The organism is Lentzea sp. HUAS TT2 (assembly GCF_051853195.1).
Lineage (GTDB): Bacteria > Actinomycetota > Actinomycetes > Mycobacteriales > Pseudonocardiaceae > Lentzea.
In genome coordinates, this window is record NZ_CP196667.1 from 7,118,574 (window position 1) to 7,142,778 (window position 24,205).

Annotated in this window: 20 protein-coding genes and 1 pseudogene; 17 read left to right on the forward strand and 4 right to left on the reverse strand. The window is 70.1% G+C overall.

Annotated features, from left to right (window positions below):
- The first annotated feature begins 8 nt into the window (after positions 1–8).
- The 14 genes and pseudogenes from gntD (ACSHWB_RS34050) to ACSHWB_RS34115 all read left to right on the forward strand — a co-directional run bounded on the left by gntD (ACSHWB_RS34050) (position 9) and on the right by ACSHWB_RS34115 (position 14,456).
- Positions 9–1,019, forward strand: a complete 1,011-nt coding sequence (gntD, locus tag ACSHWB_RS34050) for a guanitoxin biosynthesis L-enduracididine beta-hydroxylase GntD (RefSeq protein WP_439657394.1) — start codon at positions 9–11, stop codon at positions 1,017–1,019.
- A gap of 14 nt (positions 1,020–1,033) precedes the next feature.
- Positions 1,034–2,884, forward strand: coding sequence for an ABC transporter ATP-binding protein (locus tag ACSHWB_RS34055; protein WP_439657395.1), 1,851 nt, complete (start codon positions 1,034–1,036; stop codon positions 2,882–2,884).
- The gene (locus tag ACSHWB_RS34060) at positions 2,877–4,661 is read left to right on the forward strand and encodes an ABC transporter ATP-binding protein (protein ID WP_439657396.1); all 1,785 of its coding nucleotides are present in this window, start codon (positions 2,877–2,879) and stop codon (positions 4,659–4,661) included. Before ACSHWB_RS34055 ends, ACSHWB_RS34060 begins: the two co-directional genes overlap by 8 nt.
- Positions 4,662–4,675: 14 nt before the next feature.
- Positions 4,676–5,794, forward strand: a complete 1,119-nt coding sequence (vioD, locus tag ACSHWB_RS34065) for a capreomycidine synthase (RefSeq protein WP_439657397.1) — start codon at positions 4,676–4,678, stop codon at positions 5,792–5,794.
- Positions 5,781–6,809: a guanitoxin biosynthesis L-enduracididine beta-hydroxylase GntD gene (gene gntD / locus ACSHWB_RS34070; protein ID WP_439657398.1), complete on the forward strand. Its 1,029-nt coding sequence runs from the start codon at positions 5,781–5,783 to the stop codon at positions 6,807–6,809. The genes vioD and gntD (ACSHWB_RS34070) overlap by 14 nt, the downstream gene beginning before the upstream one ends.
- A 13-nt stretch (positions 6,810–6,822) precedes the next feature.
- Entirely contained in the window at positions 6,823–7,053 is a 231-nt protein-coding gene (locus ACSHWB_RS34075; protein ID WP_439657399.1) for an MbtH family protein, read from the forward strand.
- Between the two features lie 59 nt (positions 7,054–7,112).
- Entirely contained in the window at positions 7,113–8,438 is a 1,326-nt protein-coding gene (locus tag ACSHWB_RS34080) for a TrkH family potassium uptake protein (RefSeq protein WP_439657400.1), read from the forward strand.
- On the forward strand, positions 8,428–9,090 hold the full coding sequence (locus ACSHWB_RS34085; RefSeq protein WP_439657401.1) for a potassium channel family protein: 663 nt from the start codon (positions 8,428–8,430) through the stop codon (positions 9,088–9,090). The genes ACSHWB_RS34080 and ACSHWB_RS34085 overlap by 11 nt, the downstream gene beginning before the upstream one ends.
- 2 nt (positions 9,091–9,092) lie before the next feature.
- Entirely contained in the window at positions 9,093–9,500 is a 408-nt protein-coding gene (locus tag ACSHWB_RS34090) for a YkvA family protein (protein WP_439657402.1), read from the forward strand.
- A gap of 213 nt (positions 9,501–9,713) precedes the next feature.
- A pseudogene (locus ACSHWB_RS34095) lies at positions 9,714–9,863 on the forward strand (helix-turn-helix domain-containing protein); the annotation flags it as partial.
- Positions 9,864–9,881: 18 nt separating this feature from the next.
- A complete protein-coding gene (locus ACSHWB_RS34100) occupies positions 9,882–10,199 on the forward strand; it encodes a transposase (protein ID WP_439664721.1) in 318 nt (105 codons plus the stop codon).
- Complete coding sequence (locus ACSHWB_RS34105; RefSeq protein ID WP_439657403.1) at positions 10,196–11,050, forward strand: IS3 family transposase; 855 nt, start codon at positions 10,196–10,198, stop codon at positions 11,048–11,050. The genes ACSHWB_RS34100 and ACSHWB_RS34105 overlap by 4 nt, the downstream gene beginning before the upstream one ends.
- Before the next feature lie 221 nt (positions 11,051–11,271).
- Positions 11,272–13,134: a glycoside hydrolase family 76 protein gene (locus ACSHWB_RS34110; RefSeq protein WP_439657404.1), complete on the forward strand. Its 1,863-nt coding sequence runs from the start codon at positions 11,272–11,274 to the stop codon at positions 13,132–13,134.
- Between the two features lie 128 nt (positions 13,135–13,262).
- Positions 13,263–14,456, forward strand: coding sequence for a GAF domain-containing protein (locus ACSHWB_RS34115; RefSeq protein ID WP_439657405.1), 1,194 nt, complete (start codon positions 13,263–13,265; stop codon positions 14,454–14,456).
- Here the strand turns inward: ACSHWB_RS34115 and ACSHWB_RS34120 are convergent, their stop codons facing one another.
- The 4 genes from ACSHWB_RS34120 to ACSHWB_RS34135 are packed head-to-tail and all read right to left on the reverse strand — an operon-like array spanning position 14,457 to position 19,077.
- On the reverse strand, positions 14,457–15,350 hold the full coding sequence (locus tag ACSHWB_RS34120) for an alpha/beta hydrolase family protein (RefSeq protein ID WP_439657406.1): 894 nt from the start codon (positions 15,348–15,350) through the stop codon (positions 14,457–14,459).
- Between the two features lie 21 nt (positions 15,351–15,371).
- The gene (locus ACSHWB_RS34125; protein WP_439657407.1) at positions 15,372–15,989 is read right to left on the reverse strand and encodes an acetoacetate decarboxylase family protein; all 618 of its coding nucleotides are present in this window, start codon (positions 15,987–15,989) and stop codon (positions 15,372–15,374) included.
- Positions 15,979–17,628: a GMC oxidoreductase gene (locus ACSHWB_RS34130; RefSeq protein ID WP_439657408.1), complete on the reverse strand. Its 1,650-nt coding sequence runs from the start codon at positions 17,626–17,628 to the stop codon at positions 15,979–15,981. Before ACSHWB_RS34130 ends, ACSHWB_RS34125 begins: the two co-directional genes overlap by 11 nt.
- Before the next feature lie 3 nt (positions 17,629–17,631).
- Positions 17,632–19,077 carry a flavin-containing monooxygenase gene (locus ACSHWB_RS34135; protein ID WP_439657409.1) on the reverse strand — a complete coding sequence of 482 codons (1,446 nt, stop codon included), beginning with the start codon at positions 19,075–19,077 and terminating at the stop codon, positions 17,632–17,634.
- A gap of 70 nt (positions 19,078–19,147) precedes the next feature.
- On the opposite strand from ACSHWB_RS34135, the gene ACSHWB_RS34140 reads away from it, so the two are divergent.
- The 3 genes from ACSHWB_RS34140 to ACSHWB_RS34150 all read left to right on the forward strand — a co-directional run bounded on the left by ACSHWB_RS34140 (position 19,148) and on the right by ACSHWB_RS34150 (position 24,192).
- Positions 19,148–20,176 (forward strand): AraC family transcriptional regulator, encoded by a 1,029-nt coding sequence (locus ACSHWB_RS34140; protein ID WP_439657410.1) that lies wholly within the window; start codon positions 19,148–19,150, stop codon positions 20,174–20,176.
- Positions 20,177–20,281: 105 nt separating this feature from the next.
- Complete coding sequence (locus ACSHWB_RS34145; RefSeq protein WP_439657411.1) at positions 20,282–22,792, forward strand: glycosyltransferase; 2,511 nt, start codon at positions 20,282–20,284, stop codon at positions 22,790–22,792.
- Positions 22,792–24,192, forward strand: coding sequence for a radical SAM protein (locus tag ACSHWB_RS34150; protein ID WP_439657412.1), 1,401 nt, complete (start codon positions 22,792–22,794; stop codon positions 24,190–24,192). The genes ACSHWB_RS34145 and ACSHWB_RS34150 overlap by 1 nt, the downstream gene beginning before the upstream one ends.
- Positions 24,193–24,205 lie beyond the last annotated feature (13 nt).

A 24,205-nucleotide genomic window follows, 5' to 3' on the forward strand; every position in this document is an offset into this window, starting at 1 on the left:
AGCAGTCCGTGTCCACGCCGAAACGGATCTACAACCTGTCGTCAGAAGAGGCCGCCGAGGCCGAGAACCTGACGCTGCGCATCGCCAAGGAGTACTCGGGACCGGCGGACGAACAGCTGCTGCGCGACCTGCCGCTGCTCGCCGCAGAGCTGCCCGTGGGCCAGCGCCGCTTCCTGCGCGACTTCGCGCTGGAGGACGAGCTGGGCTACGCCGTGGTCCGCGGTCACAACATCGACGACGCGCGCATCGGCCCGACGCCGCAGCACTGGCGCGGCCGCCCGACCCCGACCCCGGAGTTCGCCGAGGAGATCCTCCTTCTGCTGCACGGCTCCCTGCTCGGTGAGCCGTTCGGCTGGAAGACCCAGCAGGACGCCCGGCTCGTGCACGACATCTTCCCCATCAAGGGGTTCGAGACCGAGCAGATGGGGATCGGCAGCACCGACACGCTCACGCTGCACACCGAGGACGCGTTCCACCCGTGGCGCGCGGACTACCTGCTGCTGGAGTGCCTGCGCAACCCGGACAAGGTCGCGACGATCGTGTCCGAGCCGGACCTGCGGTCGCTCGACGCCAAGCACCTCGAGCTGCTGCACCAGCCGAACTTCCTGATCCGGCCGGACGACTCGCACCTGGCCAAGCACAACGAGACCAAGGGCGTCGACGCCGAGTTCTCCGAGATCGACCAGATGAAGGCCGACGACAACCGCGTCGCCGTCCTTTATGGATCGCGCGAGCACCCGTACATCCGGATCGACCCGTACTTCATGGAGACGCCCACGGACCCCGCTGCGCGCGAGGCCCTGCAGGCGGTCAGCGACCTCCTGGAAGCGTCCTGCCTGGACGTCGCACTGACGCCGGGTGACGTGCTGATCATCAACAACCACCGCCTCGCGCACGGCCGGCAGGCGTTCCAGGCCCGCTACGACGGCACCGACCGCTGGCTCAAGCGGGTCAGCATCACGACCGACCTGCGCAAGTCCCATGAGCGGCGCGCCTCGGCGACCGCACGCCTGATCTGACGGATACGGAAGTCATGCCGAACCCGCTCCACAGCCTCCCGCCCACCGCCAGGGGCATCCTCGCCGTCCTCCGGGTCCTGCCTCGGGTCAGCCGGCCGCGCACGGCGCTCCTGGCGGGCGGCGTGGTGGTGGGCGCCGTCCTGCCCATCGGGATCGCCGTCCTCACCGGCCTGCTGATCGGCGCCATCCCCGACGCCGCGCGCGACGGTGCCGACTCGGCCGCCGCCGGCCGGGTGGGCACCCTGCTGATCGGTGTCGCGGTCGCGATCCTGCTCGAACGCCTGACGTCCCCGCTGCTGCGGGCCGCGGTGTCGACGCTCGGCCGCGACGTCGACCGGTACCTGCAGGAGGTCGTGCTCACCGCGCTGGCCAGGCCGAGGGGCATCGCGCACCTCGAGGACCCGGACGTGCTCGACGAGGTCCGCATCGTGCGGGGCCTCGGCATGAGCGCGCACCGGCCGGGCCAGACCGTCGAGGCACTGCCGGAGGTGCTCACGTCGTGGCTGCGGGCCATCGGCTCGGCGGCCGTGCTGACCTGGTTCCACTGGTGGCTCGGCGCGGCGTGGCTGGTGATCTGGCCGATCATCGTCTACCGGATGCAGCGCGACTACCTGCGGGTCGGCGAGGAGGGCTTCGGGCAGAGCGCCCAGCTGCGCCAGGCCGAGTACGCCAGGGACCTCGCGCTCGATCCTGGGCCCGCCAAGGAGGTCCGCCTCTGGGGCGCCCTCGACTGGCTCGTCACGCGGTTCGACACGTTGTGGCAGGCCGGGATCGGCCCGATCCGCAAGGCGCGGCGACCACGGGCAGGCATGGTGCTCGGCTCCGCGTCGGCGATCCTGGTGATCAACGTCCTGTCGTACGGCCTGCTGGCTTATGCGGCGGTGCAAGGGAACCTGACGCTCGCCGCCCTCGCCGTGTTCGTGGAGGCACTGGCCAACGCGAACGAGTACGCCGTCGGTGACGAGCACCTGTACCTGTCCAACGCCGCCGTCACCGTGCCGAAGCTCCTGTCGCTGGAGAAGCGGCTCGCCGACAGCGGTCCGCCGCAGTCCGGTCTCCCGGTCGGGTCGGAGGTGCCGTCGCAGGAGATCCGCTACGAAGGGGTGTCGTTCCGCTATCCCAGCGGCGAACGGGATGTCCTGAACGGGCTGGACCTGGTCATCCCGGCCGGGCAGTCGCTGGCGATCGTCGGTGACAACGGCGCGGGCAAGACCTCGCTCGTGAAGCTGCTCGCCGGCTTCTACGAACCCACCGGCGGCAAGATCAGCGTCGATGGCGCCGACCTCGCGAGCCTCGACCCCGAGGAGTGGCGCAGGCGGGTCGCGGTGCTGTTCCAGGACTTCACCCGCTACCACCTGCCGGTGCGCGACAACATCGGCCTTGGCGCCGTCGAGCACGCCGGTGACGAGGAGATGCTGCGCCGCGCCGCCGACCGGGCAGGGATCGGCGACCTGATCGAGTCGTTGCCGAACGGCTGGGACACGGTCCTGTCGCAGACCTACACCGACGGTGTCGACCTCTCCGGCGGGCAGTGGCAGCGCGTCGCACTCGCCCGCGCGATGTTCGCCGTCGAGGCAGGGGCCAAGGTCCTCGTGCTCGACGAACCCGCGGCCGCGCTCGACGTGCGGGCGGAAGCCGAGCTGTACGAACGGTTCCTGGACCTCACGCAGGGGCTCACCACGATCATCATCTCGCACCGCTTCTCCACCGTGCGGCGCGCGGACCGGATCGTGGTCGTGTCCGACGGCGGTGTCGTCGAGGCCGGGTCCCACGACGAGCTGATCGACCGCGACGGCCGCTACGCCCACCTGTTCCGCCTGCAGGCGGAGCGCTTCCAGCCGACGGGAGGAGGAACCGATGCGTGACACCTGGCGGGCCTTCGTCACCACCATCAGCTTCGGGTTCCGCGCGGCCCGCTGGCACGCGGTCTTCCAGATCCTCACGGAGATCGCGCTCGCGCTCACCGGGCCGCTGATCGCCTACAGCGCCGGCGTTCTCGTCGATGCCGCCAGCGATCGCGACCTGGAGCAGGCGCTCACCGCCGGGTTCGGCATCGCCGCCGCCACCGGGCTGCTCATCGTGGCCCAGTACTACAACGCCCACTGCGTGTTCGCGGTCCTGGAACGCACCCAGGCGTTGTCCGACCGGACGCTGATGCGCCTGCTCGGCGGCATCGGCAGCCTGGCGCCGCACGAGCACCCCAAGTACCTCGACCAGATCCAGCTCCTGCGCGAGGAGCGCGAGAGCCTCGCCGAGATGACCAACGCGACGGCCGGGCTGATCAGCGCGTTCGTCGGGTTCGGCACCACGGCGCTGCTGCTCGCCGACGTCCACCCCGCGCTGATCTCGCTGGCACTGCTGGCGTTCATCTCGCTGTGGATCACCAGCAGGGCCAACGACCTCGCCGCCGACGCCCAGGAGGACACCGGCGAACCCGAGCGGCTGCGCCGCCACCTGTTCGACATCGGCACGACCGCCGGTGCGGGCAAGGAGCTGCGCGTCTTCGGGCTCACCCGCGAGCTGGTCCGCCGCCACCACGCGGTCTCCGACGAGGTGCTCGACACCCGCAACGGCGCCGCCTGGCGCGGTGCGATCCTCAAGAGCATCGACGCGGTGATCAACGCGGCGGGGTTCTTCGGCGCCATCGCGCTGGTGGTCTGGCTCGCGATCCAGGGCAGGGCCACTCCCGGTGACGTCGTCATGGTCGTCGCGCTCACCATCGAGATGGCCGCCGTCGTCGCCAGTTCCATCGGCTACAGCGGCGACTTCCTGTGGTGCCTCAAGCAGGCCCGGCGGTACGTCTGGCTCGAGCGCTTCGCCGAGACCGCCGTCAAGCGCACCGACGAGCCGGCCGAGCCGCCCGCGTCGCTGAGCCACGGCATCGACCTCGTCGACGTCACCTACCGCTACCCGGCCAGCGAGCGCACCGTCCTCGACGGCGTGTCCCTGCACCTGCCGGCCGGATCGGTGGTCGCGCTGGTCGGCGAGAACGGCGCCGGCAAGTCGACGCTCGTCAAGCTGCTGTGCGACTTCTACGAACCCGACGGCGGCGAGATCCAGGTCGACGGCGTCGACCTGCGCCGAATTCCCAGTGCAGACTGGCGCAAGCGGCTCACCGGCGCGTTCCAGGACTTCGTCGAGCTGCAGTTCGCGGCCCGCGAAACCGTTGGTGTGGCGGACATCGGCCGGATCGACGACGATCCCGCGCTGCGGGGGGCACTCGGCCGGGCGGGCGCGACGTCCGTTGTGGACGGTCTGCCGCACGGCCTCGACACCCAGCTGGGCCGTGCGTGGGAGGGCGGCGTCGAGCTGTCCGGCGGCCAGTGGCAGAAGCTGGCGCTCGCCCGCGGCCTGCTGCGCACCGACCCGTTGCTGGCGGTCTTCGACGAGCCGACCGCCGCGCTGGACCCGCAGACCGAGCACGCGCTGTTCGAGCGTTTCGCCGAGGCCGCGCGTTCCGGGAAGTCACGGGGAACGGTGACTCTTCTTGTGTCGCACCGCTTCTCGACCGTGCGCATGGCCGACCTGATCGTCGTGCTCGACGGCGGCCGCATCCGCGAGGTGGGCAGCCACGAGGAACTCATGGCCCGCCCCGACCTCTACGCCGAGCTGTACGACCTGCAGTCGTCGGCCTACCGCTGAAAGGAGTCGCTCCAATGAAGTTCGAACCAGCGCCGCTCGAGGACTGGATGCGTCTGTACTACTTCGCGGTGGACGACGACATCGGCAGCAGCGGGGTCGAGGACTACTCGCTCGCCGACCTGCGCACGTTGCTCGGCATCACCACCGACGAGCTCGACGCCGTGGTGTTCCGCGACAGCACGTCGTTCGGCAGCGAGGAGGTGCGCACCGCCATCGCCGCGCAGTGGGGGACCGGCGACCCGGACAAGGTCATGGTCACGCACGGCGGCAGCGAGGCGATCTACCTCGTGCTCAGCACGTTGCTCGACCCCGGCGACTCCGTCGTCGTTACCGAGCCGACCTATCACACGCACACGTCGATCGCCCGGTCCATGGGCTGCGACCTGCGCGTGTGGCCGCTGCGCCCGGAGAACGGCTTCCGCCCGGACCTGGACGACCTGCGGGCGGTGATCGACGGCGCCAAGGCCGTCGTCGTGAACTTCCCGCACAACCCGACCGGCGCGTCGCTCACCCCGGCCCAGCGCGACGAGTTCGTCGCGATCTGCGCCGAGGCGGGCGCGTACCTGGTGTGGGACCAGGCTTTCCGCGAGATGGTCATCGAGGGCGAGCCGCTCGTGGACCCCGTGCACGACTACGCCAAGGCCATCTCCATCGGCACGCTGTCGAAGGGCTACGGCCTGCCGGGTCTGCGCGTCGGCTGGGCGATCGGCCCCGAGGACGTCCTGCGCGGCACCCTCGACCTGCGCGACCGCATGACGCTGCACCTCTCGCCGCTGGTCGAGCTGCTCGCCACCCGAGTCGCCCGCAACGCAGACCTCCTGGTCGGACCGCGGATGGACAACGCCCGCCGCAACCTGGCGCAGCTGCGCCAGTGGGCAGCCGACCGTCCCGACCTGATCTCACTGCCGGAGCCGATGGGCGGTGCCAGCACGTTCCCGCAGCTGCTCGGCCACACCGACACCACCGATTTCTGCCACGAACTGGCCCGTGAACACCGCACGCTCCTCGTCCCGGGGACGTGCTTCGGGGACCCGACCCGCGTCCGGCTGGGCTACGGCGGTCCCGCGACCTCGTTCACCCGAGGCCTCGAAACGCTCGCACTGATGGGGGAGAAGGCCCGTGTTCAGAATTGACCTGTCCGCAGCCGACGTCGCCGAGGCCGACGCCCTGGTCGCCTCGCTGGCACAGCGGTACCGCACCGTCGAGGACCCCGCGTTCGTGCGCGAGGCCACGATCATCGCCCACGAGCTGCCCCGAGCGCTGCGCGCGGGCCTGCTGGAGTTCCGCCTCACCGAGCCGCACCCGTTGTGCGTGGTCGGCGGCTACCAGATCGACGACGAGCGCATCGGCCTCACCCCGGCGCACTGGAAGGACTGCGGCGGCGAGGGCAGGCCGACGCTCGCGGAGGACCTGTTCTTCTACCTCTGCGCGTCGCTGCTCGGCGACCCGATCGCCTGGTCCACCCAGCAGGACGGCCGGCTGCTGCACGACGTGTTCCCCATCAAGGAGCACCAGTTCGAGCAGCTCGGCTCCGGCAGCGAGGAACTGCTCACCTGGCACATCGAGGACGCGTTCCACCCGATGCGCACGGACTACGTGGGCCTGATGTGCCTGCGCAACCCCGACGGCGTCAACACCACCTACGGCTCGCTGGAAGGCATCGACCTGCCCGCCGACGTGGTCGAGGTGCTGCGCCAGGAGCGCTTCCCGATCCGCCCCGACCGCTCCCACCTCGCCGCCAACCGCCAGAACGACGGCGACGAGCAGCTGCGCCGCCTGCGCGACCGCAGCTACGAGTGGATCACCGGCCTGGACGAGAACCCGGAGCCGATCGCCGTGCTGTTCGGCCCGCAGGAGAACCCGTACCTGCGCCTCGACCCGTACTTCATGGACGTCCCGGCGTCCGACCCCGAGGCCGTCGCCGCGCTGGACACGATCGTCAAGGCGATCGACGCCAACATCGCGGGCTACGCCCTGAAGCCCGGCGAGGTGCTGTTCCTGGACAACTACCGCGGCACCCACGGCCGCGAGCCGTTCACGGCTCGTTTCGACGGCACCGACCGCTGGCTCACCCGCCTGAACATCGCCCGCGACCTCCGCAAGTCGCGGGCACACCGCCGCACCGCCGATGACCGCACCATCTACTAGTCAGGAATCCGCCATGCGCACGAGCCCTTTCGACGATGAGGACGGCCGCTTCTTCGTGGTCGTCAACGACGAGGGCCAGCACGCCCTCTGGCCGGCGACGCTGGCCGCCGTCCCCGACGGCTGGACCGTGGTCCACGGCGAGGAGAGCCGCCAGTCCTGCCTCGACTACGTGAACCAGAACTGGACCGACATGCGGCCGCGCAGCGTGCGGGAGCAGCTGGACCGGCAGGCCGCGGGAAGGTGACGACACGTCCTCTCCGGACAAGTCCGACATGTCCGGAGAGGACGATCTAGGCTGTCCCGGTGATCACCGGGTGGCGGCACCCCGCCCGCCTCGTCGTACTCGCCTTCCTGGCGGCCACCGCGGCCGGCAGCGCGCTGCTGATGCTGCCGGTCGCCACCGAGACCGGCCGGCCCACGGACTTCATGCACGCCCTGTTCACGTCGGTCTCGGGCATCACCGGCACCGGGCTCGCCGTGGTCGACACCGGGTCGCACTGGTCGGTGTTCGGCGAGGTCGTGCTGCTGGTGCTGTGGCAGGTGGGCGGGTTCGGCATCATGACGCTCGCGTCGGTGCTGGCGTTGCTGATCTCGCATCGGCTCGGGCTGCACATGCAGCTCACCGTGAAGACCGAGACCAACACGCTGAACCTCGGCCAGGTGCGCCGGGTCGTCGCGGGTGTGGTCACGATCAGCCTGGTGGTGGAGGCGGTCGGCGCGCTGGTGCTGGCGCTGCGGTTCTGGCTCGGGTACGGCGACTCGTTCGGAAGCGCGCTGTACTCCGGGGTCTTCCACTCCGTGTCGGCGTTCAACAGCGTCGGCCTCTCGCTCTACCCCGACAGCCTCATGCGGTACGCGACGGATCCGTGGGTGTGCCTGACGATCGTGGCGCTCGCGGTGACGGGCGGGCTGGGGTTCCCGGTGCTGTTCGAGTTCCTGCGCCGGCGCCGCAAGCGGTGGTCGCTGCACACCAAGATCACCGTGCCGGTGTACCTGGGGCTGATGGCGTTCGGCACGCTGATCGTGCTCGCCGTCGAGTGGGCCCGCGCCGGCACGCTCGGGCCGTACGGGGTCGGCGACAAGCTCCTGATCGGACTGTTCCACGGCGTCATGCCGGGTACGGCCGGGTTCAACACCGTCGACGTGTCCCAGCTGCAGCCCGCCACGTTGCTCTTCGGCGACGTGCTGATGTTCATCGGCGGCGGCAGCGCGGGGACCACCGGCGGCATCAAGGTCACGACGTTCGCGCTGCTCGCGTTCGTGCTCGTGGCGGAGGTCCGCGCCGAGCCCAGCGTGCACGTCATGGGCCGCCGGATCAGCGCCGAGGTGCAGCGCCAGGCCGTCACGGTCGCGCTGCTCGGGGTGGGCGTGGTGATGGTGGCGACGCTGTTCCTGCTCGCCACCACCTCGTTCCGCCTCGACGCCGTGCTGGTCGAGACGACGTCGGCGTTCGGTGGCGTCGGCATGTCCACCGGCATCACACCCCAGCTGTCCGTCTCCGGGCAGCTGGTCATCATCGTGCTGATGTTCATCGGCAGGGTCGGGTCCATCACCCTGGTCTCGGCACTCGCACTGCGGGAACGCCGGCGGCGCTACGAACTACCCGAGGAGCGACCCATTGTCGGATAACAAGGCGTCTCGCGTCGTGGTGCTCGGGCTGGGCCGCTTCGGCAGCTCGCTCGCGCTGGAGCTGGTCGCCCAGGGCGTCGAGGTCATGGCGATCGACTCGGACCCGAAGCTCGTCCAGCGCCACGCAGACGACCTCACCCACGCCGTCGTGGCCGACACGACCGACGCCGAGGTCATGCGCCAGCTGGGCGTGGACGAGTTCCAGCGCGCTGTCGTCGGCATCGGCACGAACCTCGAGGCCAGCATCCTGACCACCGCCGTGCTGGTCGACTTCGGCGTCTCCGACATCTGGGCGAAGGCGATCAGCCGGGAGCACGGCCGCATCCTCGAACGCATCGGCGCCCATCACGTCGTGCTGCCCGAGCACGAGATGGGCGAACGCGTGGCGCACGTCGTCACCGGCCGGATGCTCGACTACATCGAGTTCGAGGACGACTACGCGATGATCAAGGCCCGGCCGCCGCACGAGGCGGTCGGCAAGCCGCTCGGGCAGAGCAAGCTCCGGGGGAAGTACGGCGTGACGGTCGTGGGGGTGAAGCGGCCGGGCGAGGGCTTCACCTACGCCACCGCGGACACCGTGATCAACAGCGGCGACGTGCTGATCGTCGCCGGGAAGGTCACCGACGTCGAGCGGATGGCCGACCAGACCTGACCATGACCGGCTGGGACCTGCTGATCGGCGTCGCGGCCGCCCTGGTGCTGACCTGGGCGGCGTTGCTCGTCGCGCTGGTCGTCGTCCGCCCGCGCGGAGGGTTGCTGCGCGAGGCGTTGCGCCTGCTGCCCGACGTGCTGCGGCTGGTGCGCCGGCTCGCCGCGGACCGGTCGTTGCCGCGCGGGGTCCGGATCCGGCTCGCGTTGCTGATGGTCTACCTGGCCGTCCCGATCGACCTGATCCCGGACTTCATCCCCGTGCTCGGGTACGCCGACGACGCGATCATCGTGACGGCCGTGCTGCGCGGTGTCGTGCGGCGCGCGGGACTCGACGCGGTCCGCGCCCACTGGCCCGGCACGGACGACGGCTTCCAGGCCGTCGTCCGCCTCACCGGTCTGGATCAGCCGTAGCAGGCGCCGAACGAGATGTCGACCTGCGTCGAGGTGATGCTGCGGCGCGTCGATGGCACTGCCGTCGAGCAACCCGGCCGCCGCGTCCCGCAACTCGGCCGGTGCCTCGACACCACGGTGATGTTGATGAGGGAGCCCTTCTGAACCTGAGGTTTGAACTGCGCCCCGGAAGTTGGACTGGGAATCCAGTTCCGACTCTCGGGGAGTGGTGTGGTGCATCCACCAAGTTCGTTGTCGTGGGAGCGGCGGGAGGCCGCTGTGGCGTTGTTCGAGGCCGGATACGGCAGAGCCGTGGTGGTGACCCGGCTGGGTGTGTCTGCGACGGCGGTGCGACGCTTGCATGATCGTTGGAGGCTGCGAGGCCCAGGAGCGTTGGTGGCGATGACGGGCAAGCGGTCGTTCACGTTCGAGTTCAAGCTCGAGATCGTGCGCCGGTTCGTCGCGGAGGAGGCGACCGCGATCGAGCTGGCGCGGGAGTACGGGCTGTCCTCGCCCAGACTGGTCGTGAACTGGGCACGGGCGTATCGGCGTGAAGGCGAGGAAGCGTTGCGGCCCAAGCCGAAAGGCCGGCCTGCGAAGGCCGCGGACACTGCTGGGCCAAGCGAGCTGGAACAGCTGCGGGCCGAGAACCTGCGGCTGTCGGCGGAGAATGCCTACCTAAAAAAATTGCGGGCCTTGAGGGAGCAGGGACGAGGGTGAAAACCCAGGTCATCGCCGCTCTCAAGGCCGACTACCCGCTGCCGGTGCTGCTGGAGGTCGCGGGTCTTGCCCGGTCGACGTACTTCTACCACCGGGCCCGGCTCACCCGGCCCGATCCGCAGGCTGGACTCAAGGCCGTGATCACCGAGGTGTTCAACGCGGCTCGTGGCCGCTACGGGCATCGGCGGATCCACACGTTGCTGGTCCGCCAGGGCTGGCGGGTGGCCAAGAAGACCGTGCGCACGCTGATGAACGCCCTCGGCCTGGTCTGCAAGGTCCGGCGGGCGCGGCGGTACCGGTCCTGGCTCGGGCAGCCTGGCACGACTGCCGAGAACGTGCTCAACCGCGAGTTCACCGCGGCGGCACCGGACACCAAGTGGGTCACCGACGTGACCGAGTTCCGCATCGCGGGTCGCACGCTCTACCTGTCACCGGTGATCGACCTGTTCGACCGGTCCGTGGTGGCCTACGCCTGCGGTCTGTCCCCGTCGCTGGAGCTGACGAACTCCTCGCTGCGCGAGGCGATCGCCACCTTGCCCGCGGGGGCCGCGCCGCTGGTGCACTCCGACCAGGGCTTTCAGTACCAGCACGCCTCCTGGCGCACCATGCTGGACGACGCGGGCCTGACCCAGTCGATGTCGCGGCGGGCCACCTGCCTGGACAACGCCATCGCCGAGAACTTCTTCGGCCACCTGAAGGAAGAACTGTTTCACCACAACAGGTTCGACAACGTCGAGGACTTCACCACGGAACTGCACGACTACATCGACTGGTACAACACCAGCCGCATCTCCACCACGCTCAAGGGCCTGAGCCCGGCCGAATACCGAGCCCAGGCCCTCGCGGCCTAACCTTTACTTAGCCAGTCCAACTTTCGGGGCGCAGTTCAGTTGATGAAGGCTCCCCTCATCAACCAAGCCAGGCCCGTGCGGTCTCGAACAGAACTCCTGGCTCCACGCCTGGAGCGGAGGGAAACCGAAATCCTGTCCGGGACAGGTACCGGTCGCGCCGTTGACCGCCTCGTGTCGCCGCCAAGACCATGAGAGCGTTCCCACGGATGCGGGGTGGTGGCGTGCTGAACTTCCTCACGGCCTTCCTGGTGTTGCTGGCACCGGTGTCCACACCGTCAGGCAGTCCGCCACCGAGCGTTCCACCGCCCAGCAGCGCGCCAGTCGGTGCGCCGCCGAGCACCCCGCCGATGGTCGCGGCCGCCGTCGTCTGCGTCCTGTCCTGCGACACCCTCGACCCCTCCCGCGCCGCCCAGGAGACCTTCCCGGTGCCGGAGAGGCAGATCAACGGCCGCAGGCTGGTCCTGCACGTGTCCGACCGCGACGGCATGGCCTGGGGCAGCATCGACAACGGCGTCACCGGCGACTCGGTCTGGCTGGACAGGTCGTGGGACGGCGGCGCGAGCTGGGAGGGCCTGCTGGGCAGGGCGAGCATCCCCGGCACGTGGTCGGGCACCAGGACGTTGATGTACAACGTGACCGACCCCGTCCACCACCGGCGCGGCCTGATCCGCGCGTGTGGTGACGCAGCTGCGGTGACGTGCACGGACTGGATCTATCCGACGGTGTGCGACGTGCTGTGCGACCGAACTGACGCGGGCCAGGCCAGCGGTGCCGTGCAGCCCGTGCCGCCGACGACGTTGTACGGCCGCGTCATCCGGTTGCACACCGACGCGAACGCGATGGCGTGGGCGAGCATCGAGGCGGGCGGGCCCGGTGACGAGGTCTGGCTCGACCGCTCGTGGGACAGCGGTGCCAGCTGGCCCGGTGGTTCGTCGCTGGGGAGGACCGCCACGCCCACCGGCGCCAACACAGTGCGCACCAGGATGTTCGCCACCAGGGACCCGCGCGGCCGTCACTTCGGCGGGGCTGTGCGCGCGTGCGGCAGGGAGGCGGGCCATCAGGAAGGCAGCTGCACGGCGTGGGCGCGGCCGGTGCCGTCGCGGGCGCGTGCCGCCACCGACGCGCTGATGTACTCCTACGACCCTTCCACGGCCTGGTGGCCGACGAGCTGGTGGAACTCGGCGACAACGCTGTCGGCGGTGATGGACACCGGAATCCGGGACTACGACTGGGTTGTGGCGCGCACGTTCGACGTCAACCGCGTCCCGTTCGCGGCAGGACAGCGCAGCACGGACCCGATCGAGGGCAACTTCATCAGCCGCTCGATCGACGACAGCGCGTGGTGGGGGCTGACCTGGGTGGCCGCCTACGACCACACGGGCGACCAGCGCTATCTCGCCATGGCGACCACCATCGCGTCGTACGTGCACCAGTACTGGGACACGCGCACGTGCGGTGGTGGCGTCTGGTGGGACCGGGAACGCACCTACAAGAACGCCGTCACGAACGGGCAGTACCTGAGGCTGACGGCGGCGATCCACCGGCGCACTCCGGGCGACTCGACGTGGCTGCAGCGCGCCCGCACCGCCGCGGACTGGTACCTCGCCAGCGGGATGGTGGGCGCGAGCGGCCTGGTCAACGACGGGCTGACCGGCGACTGCCGCAACAACGGCCAGACGGTGTGGACCTACAACCAGGGACTGGCGATCGGCGGGTTCACCGAGGTGTGGCGCGCGACCGGCGACACCCGGTACCTCGACACCGCGCGACGGCTCGCGGACTCGGCCATCGCGAGCCCGGTGCTCGTGCGCGGCGGTGTGCTCACCGAGTCCTGCGACGTCGGCTCGAGCTCCTGCGACGACAACCAGAAGCAGTTCAAGGGCATCTTCGTGCGGTACCTGAACGACCTCGCGAGAGCGACGAGCTCCGCCACGTACCAGCGGTTCGCGCGTCAGCAGTCCGACTCGGTGTGGACGGCGGACCGCGACGCGCTGAACCGGATCGGCCAGCGCTGGGCCGGCGGCACCCCCAACCAGCAGGACTGGCGCACACAGGCGAGCGGGGTGAACGCGGTGGTCACCTGATCGGGCCCGATGATCGCGGTGCGTAGGATTGCCCTGACTCGCCGGGGAGCGGGACACGGAACAGCGTCCGAGGTCGAGCAGCGTGCCTGTGACGCAGGGCGAGAGGGCACGCGATGAGCAGTTCTGACATGCGAGAACGGGCAGGTGAGGACCTGCGGGTCCTCTTCGGGCAGTCCGCCGCCGTCTTCGCGGAGTTCGCGGGGCCCGAGCACGAGGTGGAGTCGGCGAACCCGGCGTTCTCGTCCGCGTTCGGCGAGGGGCGCGGTCTCACCGCCCTGCTGGACCAGGTCCACCGCACGGGCGAGGCCGCGGTCGGCAACGACGTGGTGGTCGTGCGCGGCACCGGTGCGCACGAGCGGGAAGCGTTCTTCGACCTCACCTTCGAGCCGCGCAGGGACACCAAGGGCGCCGTGTCCGGGGTTCGCGTGATCGGGGTGGAGACCACCCAGGTCAAGCACGCCCAGCACCTGATGGCCGAGCACCGCGCGCTGCTGGAGCAGATCGCCCGGCAGGCACCGCTGGCCGAGGTGCTCGACGGGATGGCCAGGTGCATCGAGGAGCTGGCACCGCAGGAACTGCTCGTGTCCGTGCTGCTCGCCGACGCCGACGGCCTGCACCTGAGGCACGGCGCGGCCCCCAGCCTGCCCGGCTTCTACAACGAGGCCATCGACGGCATCGCGACCGGCGAGGGTGTCGGCTCCTGCGGAACGGCCGCCCACCGGCGGGAACCGGTCATCGTCACCGACATCGCGACCGACCCGTTCTGGGACGACTTCCGCCATCTGGCCGAGCAGGCGGGGCTCGGTGCCTGCTGGTCCACGCCGATCCTGGCGCGCGACGGCGCCCTGCTGGGCACGTTCGCGCTCTACCACCGGACCCCGCGCGTTCCGCAGGACACCGACCTCGCCCTCATCCAGCTCTTCGCCGGCACTGCGGCGCTGGCCGTCGAACGCCACCACAGCGAGTCGGCCAGGCAGAAGGCGGAGGCGCTCGCCGAGTCGGCCCGCGAAGCCCTGGCCCAGGCGGTGAGCGCCGAACGGGAGCTGCGCGCCGAGGCCGAACAACGTGCCGACGCCGCCGCGGCACTCGCCGCCCAGATGCGGGCCGCCGCGGCGACGCAGTCCAGGGCGCCACGCCCGGAACGCTGCCAGCTGGGCGGCAGGGCCGGGTGCGGCGCGACCGCCGAGATCAAGGTCGCCGACTCGTGGGGCGACGCGGCCTGGGGCTGCGCCGCCCACGTCGAGGAGGCCCTGATCCACGTGCGGTCCGTCTTCATCGCCGGCGAGGAGCTCGGCGGTCTGGACGCCTACCTCAACCGCTGATCACTCCGTTCCCTCGAAGGTCACGGCCGGGTCGGTGCGCGCGGGCTGGCCCCACACGAGGTCACGGGCCGCCGCGTCGCCGGCGAGGTAGTGGCGGAACCACGACGTGATGACCCTCTTCGCGGCGACGAGCTGGGCCGCCCTGGTGATGGAACCGTTGTCGCAGAACAGTCCCGACGAGTCCATGAAGCCGCAGTGGAAGCCGCCGGTGATCGTGCGGAGCTGCTTCGACGGTGCCTTCGCCGCGAACATCGGCCGCTGGTGCTCGCCGGGAGGGGTGATCGTGTCCTGCGATCCGGCGAGGAACTGCGCCGGTGCCCGCAGCGTCGCGGCCGCGTCCTTGGCGGACGGGTTCGTCTCGGCCGCGGCGTAGGTCGAGATCGTCGTGATCTTCGGGTTGCGCGCGGCGGCGAGGACGGCGGCACCTCCACCCATGGAATGCCCGGAGGCACCCAGTGCGGTGGTGGTGATGTGCTCGCGGAACCGGGAACCCGCGGTGGCGTCCTGCGCGACGAGCCAGGCCAGACCGGTGTTGAGGTCGTCGGCGAACGCGCTGTGGCTGGGGCTCAGGCCGCCCTGGGTGGTCGGCACCACCACGACGAAGCCCCACGACGCCAGGTGCGTGCTGGTGCTCGTGTACTTCGACGTGGCCTGGAAGAACCCGTGCCCGAAGGCGATCGCGGGGAACCTGCCCGTCGCGACCGGCTGGTTCACCCCGGAGGCCGTCGCCGGGTAGTGCACCCGAGCAGGGACCGAACGGCCGTCCGCGACGGCGGTGACATCGCTGTACGCCACCGGGTACGAGCCGGGCAGGCCGTAGTCCGGTGGTGCGGCGGACGCCGGGGTGGCCAGGGTGGAGGCCACCAGGGCGAGCGTGACCGCGAGAACTCTCATCAGCTTCTCCTCATGAGATCGTCAGGGAGATCCGAATCGCATGTGCAGGGTGGAGACGGCCAGGTGCAGGCGTGGCCGCGCCGCTTGGAGCCAGCCGAGCTCGCTGTCCGGCGTGATGCGCCAGCGCAGGCGGGTGAGGCTGACACGAGCGGACGTTCGTAGTTCCGTGCGATGTGTTGTGCCGTGCAGGGTCTGCCAGACCGAGGTGGTCAACCGGGCGGGAAACGCCCGTGACGACCTGTGGGTCTCAGTAGCGGAAGCGATGACGGCGCCGTCCTCGTGAGCGGTCGCGTCGAGGTGCGGTTCGGTGGAGAAGGTGAAGCCCGCCAGCAGTTTCGGGATTCCCCACATCGCCCGCGCACCCCGCTGGGAGGTGCTGTCGTCCACCAGGATGTCCAGAATGGACAGTCCGAACCGGGCCTTCCTGCGCACCAGGACCGCCGCCATCACCTCGTGGTAGGCCAGCACACCGGGTGGCCGGTAGTCGACGAACGCCGACACCACGACCACCCGCCCGAACAGCGTCAACGGCACCACATCCGGCGGTGGCAGGGGCACGGCCGAACGTGGTGCCGTCCACACGGTGAGCCAGCCCCGTCCGTGCAGGTCCCACGGCTCGGCAGGCCACTCACTCGGCATCACTCACCTCCAGCGGGAGGCGCAACGCGGCGGGAGCATCAGCCGGCACCGCGGGATTGCGGGGTGCCACGGCACGCACGCGCTGGTACGCGGCTCCCGGCGCGGGACGGGGATCCACCTCACCCTTGTTGGGCCACAACGACATCGCCCGTTCGGCCAGCGCGGTGATGGTCAGCGCCGGGTTCACACCGAGGTTCGCGGGGATCGCCGACCCGTCGACGACGTGCAGGCCGGGACAGCCGTACACCCGCTGGTACGGGTCGACCACGCCGGTCGCGGGGGAGTCGCCGATCACGCAGCCGCCGATGAGGTGGCCGGTCAGCGGGATGTTCGCCAGGTCGGTCCACGCTCCGCGCGCGACCCCGCCCGCCTTCGCCGCGAGGCGCCGCGCCACGTCGTGCCCGGCGGGGATCCAGGACGGGTTCGGCGCGCCCTCGCCCTGCCTGGTGGTCATCCTCCCGCGCCGGGTCACGGTGGTGAGCGAGTTGTCGAGACTTTGCATGACCAGCAGGGCGATCGTCTCCTCGGACCACGTGCGGGGTGAGTGCAGACGCAGGAACGAGCCGCGTTCGCGGACGAGCCGGCCGAGACCGCGCCGCAGCCTTCCCTGCCCGCCGTCCACGAGGGTCGTCATGAGCAGCCCCATCAGGTTGCTGCCCCTGCCGTACCGGACCACCTCGACGTGCGTGTCGGGGTCCGGGTGGATCGACGACGTGATGGCGAGGCCGCGCGAGTGGTCCACCCTGCTACCTGGCACCCGCACCGCCACCACGGCCTCGGAGTTGGTGCGGCACAGGAAACCCAGCCGTTCCGAGAGGCCCGGCAGCCCGCCGCGGTCGCGGATGCGGTGCAGCAGGCGTTGTGTGCCGAGGGAAGCCGCCGCGAACACCACCTCACGGCTGGTGAACGTGCGCGTCGCCCGCCCGCCGGTGCGCCGGGCGACGACCTGGTACCCGCTCAGATGCCGCCGCACGTCGACGACCGTGGTCAACGGCCACACCTGTGCGCCCGCTCGTTCGGCCAGGTGGAGGTAGTTCTTCGGCAGTGTGTTCTTCGCGTTGTGCCGGCAGCCCGTCATGCACGAACCGCAGCCGACACAGGTGTCCCGCACAGGACCGGCACCGCCGAAGTAGGGATCCGTGCCGCCGGGTCCGAAGTGGACACCGACGCGGGAGGCGCGGAAGGTCGCCGGGACGCCCAGGTCGACCGCCACGTCCCGCAGCAGGCTGTCGCTGGCCGTGCGGCACGGGTTGTCGGTCACGCCGAGCATCCGGGACGCCTGGTCGTAGTGCGGCGCGAGCTCCGCCTCCCAGTCGGTGATGTGGCCCCAGGGGGTGTCGCGGAAGAACGACGCCGGTGGCCGGTACAGGGTGTTGGCGTACACCAGGGAACCGCCGCCGACCCCCGCCCCGCTGAGCACGGCGACGTCGCGCAGCGCGGTGATCCGCTGGATGCCGGTGCAGCCGAGCCGCGGCGCGAACAGGTAGTCGCGCACCTGCCAGGACGTCTCGGGCAGCTCGTCGTCCGCGAACCGCCGCCCTGCCTCCAGCACGCCGACCCGGTAGCCCTTCTCGGTGAGCCGCAACGCCGTCACCGCGCCGCCGAACCCGGACCCGATCACCAGCACGTCGTAGTCCACCGGTCACACCTCCAGCGCGGTGCGGACGGGTTCGAAGTCCGCGGGCCGCAGTCGGGCGGTGCGGCGCAGGTACTCCCAGGTGCCGCCGGGCCAGTTGGTGGTGATCGACCCGTCGGCGGTGCGGTACCAGGACGAGCACGTGCTCCACACGCCCTGAGCGAGCCTCTCGGTCATCTCGCGGTCGAACGCGGCGGCGACCTCGCGGCGCACCTCCAGCGTCGGCGCGCCGGTCGTCGCGAGGTGGCGGACCGCGTCCACCACGTACCGGCACTGCGCCTCGATCATGGTGATCACCGAGTTGCCGCCGAGGTTGGTGTTCGGGCCGTAGATCAGGAAGAGGTTCGGGAAACCGGGGACGGACAGGCCCAGGTGGGCGCGCGGGCGCCCGGCCCACGTCGCCGCGAGGTCCTCGCCGTCCCTGCCGGTGATCCGCACGGGGAACCCGAAGCCGGCGACCGTGAACCCGGTGCCCCAGATCAGCACGTCCGCGGGGTGCTCGCGGCCGTCGGCGGTGCGCAGGCCGTGCTCGGTGACCTCGGTGATCAGCTCGGTCACCACGTCCACGTCCTGCCTGGCGAGCGCCGGGTACCAGTCGTTGCTGAACAGCACCCGCTTGCACCCCGGTTGCGTGGCGGGCCGCAGAGCCGCCCTCAGCGCGGGGTCGCGGACCTGGCGCCACCGGTGGGCGGACGAGACGGCGGAGACCAGTGCGCGCGAGACCCGGCCGGCGTTGATCAGCCCGGTCAGCGCCTCGCCCGCGAGCCACACGCCGCCTCGTGCGGCACGCGACCTCGCCGGGTGCGACCGTCCGGTCAGCCGGGCGTCAGGTTTCGGCAGCACGTGCGGTGCCGATCGCTGGAACACCGTCAGATGGCCCGTCACCGGAGCGATCTCCGGCACGAACTGCGCCGCGCTCGCGCCCGTGCCGACCACCGCCACCCGCTTGCCGCGCAGGTCGACGTCGTGCCGCCAGCCCGCGCTGTGGAACACCTCCCCGGCGAAGCGGTCGAGTCCAGGCAGTGCGGGGATCGCCGGCGTCGTGAGCTGTCCCACCGCGCTGACCAGCACGTCCGCCTCGACGGTGCCGCCGTCCGCGAGATCGACCCGCCACCGGTTCCGCGTCTCGTCGAACGTCGCGGCCACCGCCTCAGCACCGAACCTGATGTGATCGCGGACCTCGGCCGCCGTGGCACGGAGGTAACCCAGGATGTCCGGCTGGGCCGCGTACCGGCGCGGCCACGTGGTGCTGGGCGCGAAGGAGTACGAGTAGAGCGAGGACGGCACGTCGCACGCCGCGCCCGGATAGGTGTTGTCCCGCCACACGCCGCCGACGTCGTCCGCCCGCTCCAGCACGGTGAACCGGTCGAACCCGGCTCTGCGCAGGGACAACGCCACGCCCAGCCCGCCGAACCCGGCACCGATGACGACCACCTCGGGATTCGTTCGCACGTGATCAAAGTAGGAACAACCACCCGTTCGCACCAGGACAACCCCGGCCGCGCGGTTGACAATCGCGGCCATGAAGTCGTTGGCCGAGCCGGCGGTCCGGCACTGGGACTTCCCGCGCGGCATCGCGAGCGTCGCACTGCTCCTGCGCTTCGGCGCCGAGCACGGGATCCCGTTGAGCAGCCTGCTCGACGGCAGCGAGATCGACACCGCGGTGCTCGCCGACCCGGTCGCCGAGATCGCCGCCTGCCAGGAGCTCGCGGTCGTGCGCAACCTCGCCCATCATCTGCCGCACGCGGGCGTCGCCGTCGGTAGGCGCTACCACGCCACGACCTTCGGTGTGCTGGGCTACGCGTTCCTCAGCGCGGCCACTCTGCAGGACGCGATCACCACCGCCCTGCGGTACCTCGACCTCAGCTTCGCGTTCACCGCGCCGTCCGCCGTGATCGACGGTGACCGGCTGGTGCTGGCCCTCGACACCGCCTCGCTGCCGTCCGACGTGTCGGCGTTCCTCGTCGAACGCGACCTCGCGGCGATCCACACCGTCGTCGGTGAACTGCTGACCGGCGCCGTGCCGGTGCTGGAGGTCGACTTCGCCCACGCGGCACCCGAGGACGTGCGTGGGCACGAGGAGGTCTTCGGGGTCCGGCCCCGCTTCGCCGCGGGCGCCGATCAGTCCGTTGTGGACGTTTCGGTGCTGGCGGAGGCGTTGCGGCTGGCCAGTCCCGAGACGACGGCGGTGTGCGAGGAGCAGTGCCGTGCCCTCGCCGAACGCCGCAGGGAGAGCCCGGGGACGTCGCAGGAGGTGCGGCGCCTGCTGGAGTCGTCGGAGAGGTTCGCCGAGAGCATGCCCGAGGTGGCGCGGGCGCTGAGCATCAGTCCACGCACGTTGCGCCGCAGGCTCGCCACCTCCGGCACGAGCTACCAGGCGTTGCTGGACGAGGTCAGGTCGAAGCGGGCCGTCGAGCTGCTCTCGCGCGGTGACCTGTCGGTGGAGGCCGTCGCGGAACGGCTCGGGTTCGCCGAGGCGGCGAGTTTCATCCACGCGTTCCGGCGCTGGTTCGGGGTGACTCCGAGCAGGTACGGCCGCCCTCGGCGATGACCTTCCGGCGAGACCGGTGCGCAGCCCATTGAGACGCGATCTGATGGGAGAGCGCTTTCATGCTACGTTCCGAATGAGAGTGAATCACTCGAAACGGAGCAGCCTATGCCGGCTCTTTGGGGTGTCTCGTTCGATGCCACGGCCATGTCCGGTGTTGTGGTCGAGTTTCTCAAGACCTCCAGACATTTCGCTGACCAGGGTTATCGCGTTCATCTCGACCTCGGGTACGACATCAAGGCCGACAAGGGACGTTTCTTTCAGGCCTACCGGCACGAACGCGTGCCGGAGTGGGTCGAACTCGATCGCGTCGACGGCGTCGGGCGCATTGCCGGATATGGTCCGGAATTCGTCGCGGCGACGCTGGAATCCGTGCGCCGCGACCGGATTCCCGATGTCGAGCGGATCACCGGCGAACTCGCCGAGGCGATCGTGCGGACCTGGGAGGACCGCGATGTCGCACTCGTGATCGTCGAGAACGGCACGCTGCCGGAGAACGTCACGTACACCAAGGCGTTGTACCGCGCGATCGAGACGTACGGAGCCGAACGCGATCTCGGCCGCTATGTGCTGTGGCGTGATCACGACCTGATGTGGCAGAGCGAACCGGACAAGTACGGCAGTTTCCCGTATCCCGCGACGCCGCCGATGGTGAACTCGCCGCACATCCACTACTTCGCACTGCACGAGGAAGCGAAGCGGCGCACGCTGGAATGGATGCCGCACCTGCGCAACCTCGACGTGCTGCCGAACAGCTTCACCGCGCCGACCCGTCCCGGCCGGCCGGACTTCCGCGCACACCACGGCATCGCGCCCGACACGAAGATCATCGCCAGGTTCACCAGGATCATCCCGCAGAAGCGGATCGACCGAGACCTGCACCTGGTGGCCCAGCTCCCGGGCACGTGCCTGTTCGTCGCCGGGGACACGGAGGAGAACCCGGCGGAGACCGGCAAGCTCCGCGCGCTCGCGGAGGAGCTCCAGGTCCCTGTCGTGTTCGGCGGCGTACTGGCGCCGTGCGAGTCGACCGGCCCGGAGTTCTCGGTGCGCGACCTGCTGGCCCACGCCGAGATCGTGTCGTTCCTGACCTCGTACGACTACGAGAGCTACGGCAACCCCATCGCCGAGGCGATCGCGGCCGGGGTGCCGTACATCGCGAGCCGTTATGCCTTGTACGACACGGTGTACGCGGGCTTCGAGGCTCCCGTGCTGGACGTGCTGGCACACGACCTGCCGACGCCGGAGTTCGCCCGGCAGGTGCACGAACTCATGACGAACGCGGAGAGGCGGGCGGAAGTGGTGGCGCACAACCGGAAGCTCGGTACGCACACCCGCGAGGTCGCGGACGACCTCGTGAGCACGTTGTTCCCGCCGCCGATGGGCGCGGACGTCCGGCTCAGCGTCGTGCTGCCGGTGTACAACGAGGCCGCGAACATCGAGGAGGTGCTGCGCAGTCTCGAGGACCAGGAGGACATCGAGCCCAGCGCCTACGAGATCGTGCTGGTGGACAACAACTCCACCGACGACACGGTCGAGATCGCGCGCGCGTTCGCCGAACGGTCGCGGTTCGACCTGCACGTGATCAGCGAACGCGAGCAGGGCGTCGCGTGTGCGCGCAGGGCGGGCATGGAGTTCGCCGTGCGGCGGAGCCGGAACCGCAAGGACCCCGGCGAGCGGTTCTACCTGATGTCGGCCGACGCGGACTGCCGGGTCGATCGCCGCTGGCTCACCGAGCTGCTCGCGGCGATGGAGAAGGACAAGGCCGCGATCGGCGTCTGCGACTACTACTACAACGCCGACCACTTCGTCGGCAGACCACGACTGTGGGACGCGATCCAGCGCACGTTGCGCTGCCGTGCGGTGACGTTCTCCCTGTTCGGCGGCTTCCCGGACGGCAAGGGCTTCGCGGTCGAACGCGAGGCCTACGAGGACGTCGGCGGCATCGAGATCTTCTACCAGCTGCACAACGGCAGGTTCGTGAACCACCTGTCCGACGACTGGGACTTCGGCATCAGGGTCGCCGGCTTCGGCCACAGCATCACCTACGCGCCGAGGTCGAAGGTCGAGATCAACCCCCGCCGCGTCAACCACGCGATCGACGAGGTCGTCACCGGCCGCGCGTACGGCAACGACGGCATCATCGTCATGCGCGACATCCGGCCGGAGGCGCCGCCGGTCACGGCCGACCTCACCGAGGCGGAGGCGGTGCAGGCGTGGGAGTTCTCCATCAAGGACTTCACGCCGAAGAACACCATCCTGCCCGTACTGCTCACACCGTCCTTTCTGGACGAGGACGCCGTGGTCGCGTTCTTCGGCGAGGAGCTGGCGAGCAGGCTCGGAGCGCGCATCGCGGAGATCAAGGCCGAGATGAGCGTGGTCGACTTCGTCCCGATCCACTCCTACAAGACGCCGACCTACCGGCTGTACCTGGAGTTCCGCGACGAGATCTTCGCCCGGTTGCGCGCGACGGTCGGTGAGGACATCGGGTTCCCGCCGCCGCTGCCGGAGTGCTTCGACGACGTGCCGGAGGGCCGGTTCGCGGAGTTCGTGAAGTACTACTGCGAGGACCGCGAATCGGGGGAGGCGCACAACTACTTCGGCAATGGAGGCGTGTTCTGATGACCGGTGTTCTGACCGACTCCGAACCTCGGGTGTGGGCGGCCCTGCAGGATCCCGCCAACGCGCACCTGCTCGACTACGTCACCGAGGACCCGTTCGGCGCGCACGTGTTCCCCGGCAACGTGGAGGGCTACGGCGTCGGTGACTTCCTCGACGACCTGAGCGACCAGCTCGTCGGCACCGCGCCGATCCACCTGTGGTCGTACATCCCCACCTGCGCCTACAAGTGCCGCTTCTGCCAGTACCCGGTGGTGCTGGTCAAGGGCGGCCGCAACGAGGAGAAGCTGTCGCAGTGGGTGGACTGGAACATCCGGGAGGCCGAGCTCTGGCTGCAGCGGGTGCCGGAGCTCGCGACCGCGCCGATCGGTGAGTTCAACGTCTTCGGCGGCACCCCGTCGCTGCTGCCGGAGAGGGACATCCGCCGGCTGCTCGACTTCTACCGGGAGAACTTCGGGTTCACCGAGGACACGACGATCCGCTTCGAGGGCGACCCGAGCACGTTCACCCCGGCGAAGCTCGCCGCGCTGCGGGAACTGGGCTGCACCAAGCTGTCCAGTGGTGTGCAGTCGTTCGACGACCACGTGCTGCGCGAGTGCGGCCGGGAGCACAGCGCGCAGATGTGCGTCGACTTCGTGCGCAACGCCCAGGCCGCGGGCTTCGAGTGGGTCAGCATCGACCTGATGTACGGCCTGCTGGACCAGACGGTCGACAGCGTCAAACGCGACCTCGACGTGGTGCTGGAGAACGAGGTCACCGCCGTGGTGTGCACGAAGCTGCACCTGAAGTCCTACGCCGAGACCCGCACCGGGGTGGCGGGGGAGCAGCCCGCGCCGTGGCAGCTGCCGACGTACCGCCAGAAGCTGGTCGACGACGGGCACTTCTGGCCGACGCTGCTGGAGCAGTACCGCATGCGCGAGGTGCTGACGGACGGACTGCGCGCCGCCGGCTACACCGAGCACCCCACGATGTACTTCGCCCGCGACGGCCTCGGTCCGGAGAAGTGGAAGTCCATCATGGTGGACCAGGACAAGCAGGAGGCCGAGGTCGCGATCGGCTTGGGTGGCAGCTCCAGTTGCCGCGCCTCCGAGGCGATCACGGACGTGAACTGGAAGCAGTACGCCCAGGCCGTCGACGAGGGCAGGGTGCCACTGGGCTCCGCGACCGGGTTCGACGCCGGCGCGCAGGAGGCGAGGGCGGTCAAGATGGCCCTGTCGACGTTGCAACCGCTGCGCGACGACCTGCACCGCTCGCTCTACGGCAGGTCGCTGCACGACGGCCCGTGGCGGGAGAGGTTCGGGTCGCTGGCCGAACGCGGCCTCGTCCGCGTCGACGACGGGGGAGTCTCGCTGACCGAGGACGGCGAGGTGCTGGTGGAGGCCATCATCAACACCGAGCTGTGACCAGGTTGGTCCA

What these genes read in the sequence shown, in the direction of transcription:
- ACSHWB_RS34100 (WP_439664721.1), top strand. Translation starts at nt 9,882, where the DNA reads ATGACGGGCAAGCGGTCGTTCACGTTCGAGTTCAAGCTCGAGATCGTG.
- ACSHWB_RS34090 (WP_439657402.1), top strand. Translation starts at nt 9,093, where the DNA reads ATGACCGGCTGGGACCTGCTGATCGGCGTCGCGGCCGCCCTGGTGCTG.
- ACSHWB_RS34125 (WP_439657407.1), bottom strand. Translation starts at nt 15,989, where the DNA reads ATGCCGAGTGAGTGGCCTGCCGAGCCGTGGGACCTGCACGGACGGGGC.
- ACSHWB_RS34060 (WP_439657396.1), top strand. Translation starts at nt 2,877, where the DNA reads ATGCGTGACACCTGGCGGGCCTTCGTCACCACCATCAGCTTCGGGTTC.
- vioD (WP_439657397.1), top strand. Translation starts at nt 4,676, where the DNA reads ATGAAGTTCGAACCAGCGCCGCTCGAGGACTGGATGCGTCTGTACTAC.
- ACSHWB_RS34145 (WP_439657411.1), top strand. Translation starts at nt 20,282, where the DNA reads ATGCCGGCTCTTTGGGGTGTCTCGTTCGATGCCACGGCCATGTCCGGT.
- ACSHWB_RS34140 (WP_439657410.1), top strand. Translation starts at nt 19,148, where the DNA reads ATGAAGTCGTTGGCCGAGCCGGCGGTCCGGCACTGGGACTTCCCGCGC.
- ACSHWB_RS34150 (WP_439657412.1), top strand. Translation starts at nt 22,792, where the DNA reads ATGACCGGTGTTCTGACCGACTCCGAACCTCGGGTGTGGGCGGCCCTG.
- ACSHWB_RS34115 (WP_439657405.1), top strand. Translation starts at nt 13,263, where the DNA reads ATGCGAGAACGGGCAGGTGAGGACCTGCGGGTCCTCTTCGGGCAGTCC.
- ACSHWB_RS34075 (WP_439657399.1), top strand. Translation starts at nt 6,823, where the DNA reads ATGCGCACGAGCCCTTTCGACGATGAGGACGGCCGCTTCTTCGTGGTC.
- ACSHWB_RS34055 (WP_439657395.1), top strand. Translation starts at nt 1,034, where the DNA reads ATGCCGAACCCGCTCCACAGCCTCCCGCCCACCGCCAGGGGCATCCTC.
- ACSHWB_RS34120 (WP_439657406.1), bottom strand. Translation starts at nt 15,350, where the DNA reads ATGAGAGTTCTCGCGGTCACGCTCGCCCTGGTGGCCTCCACCCTGGCC.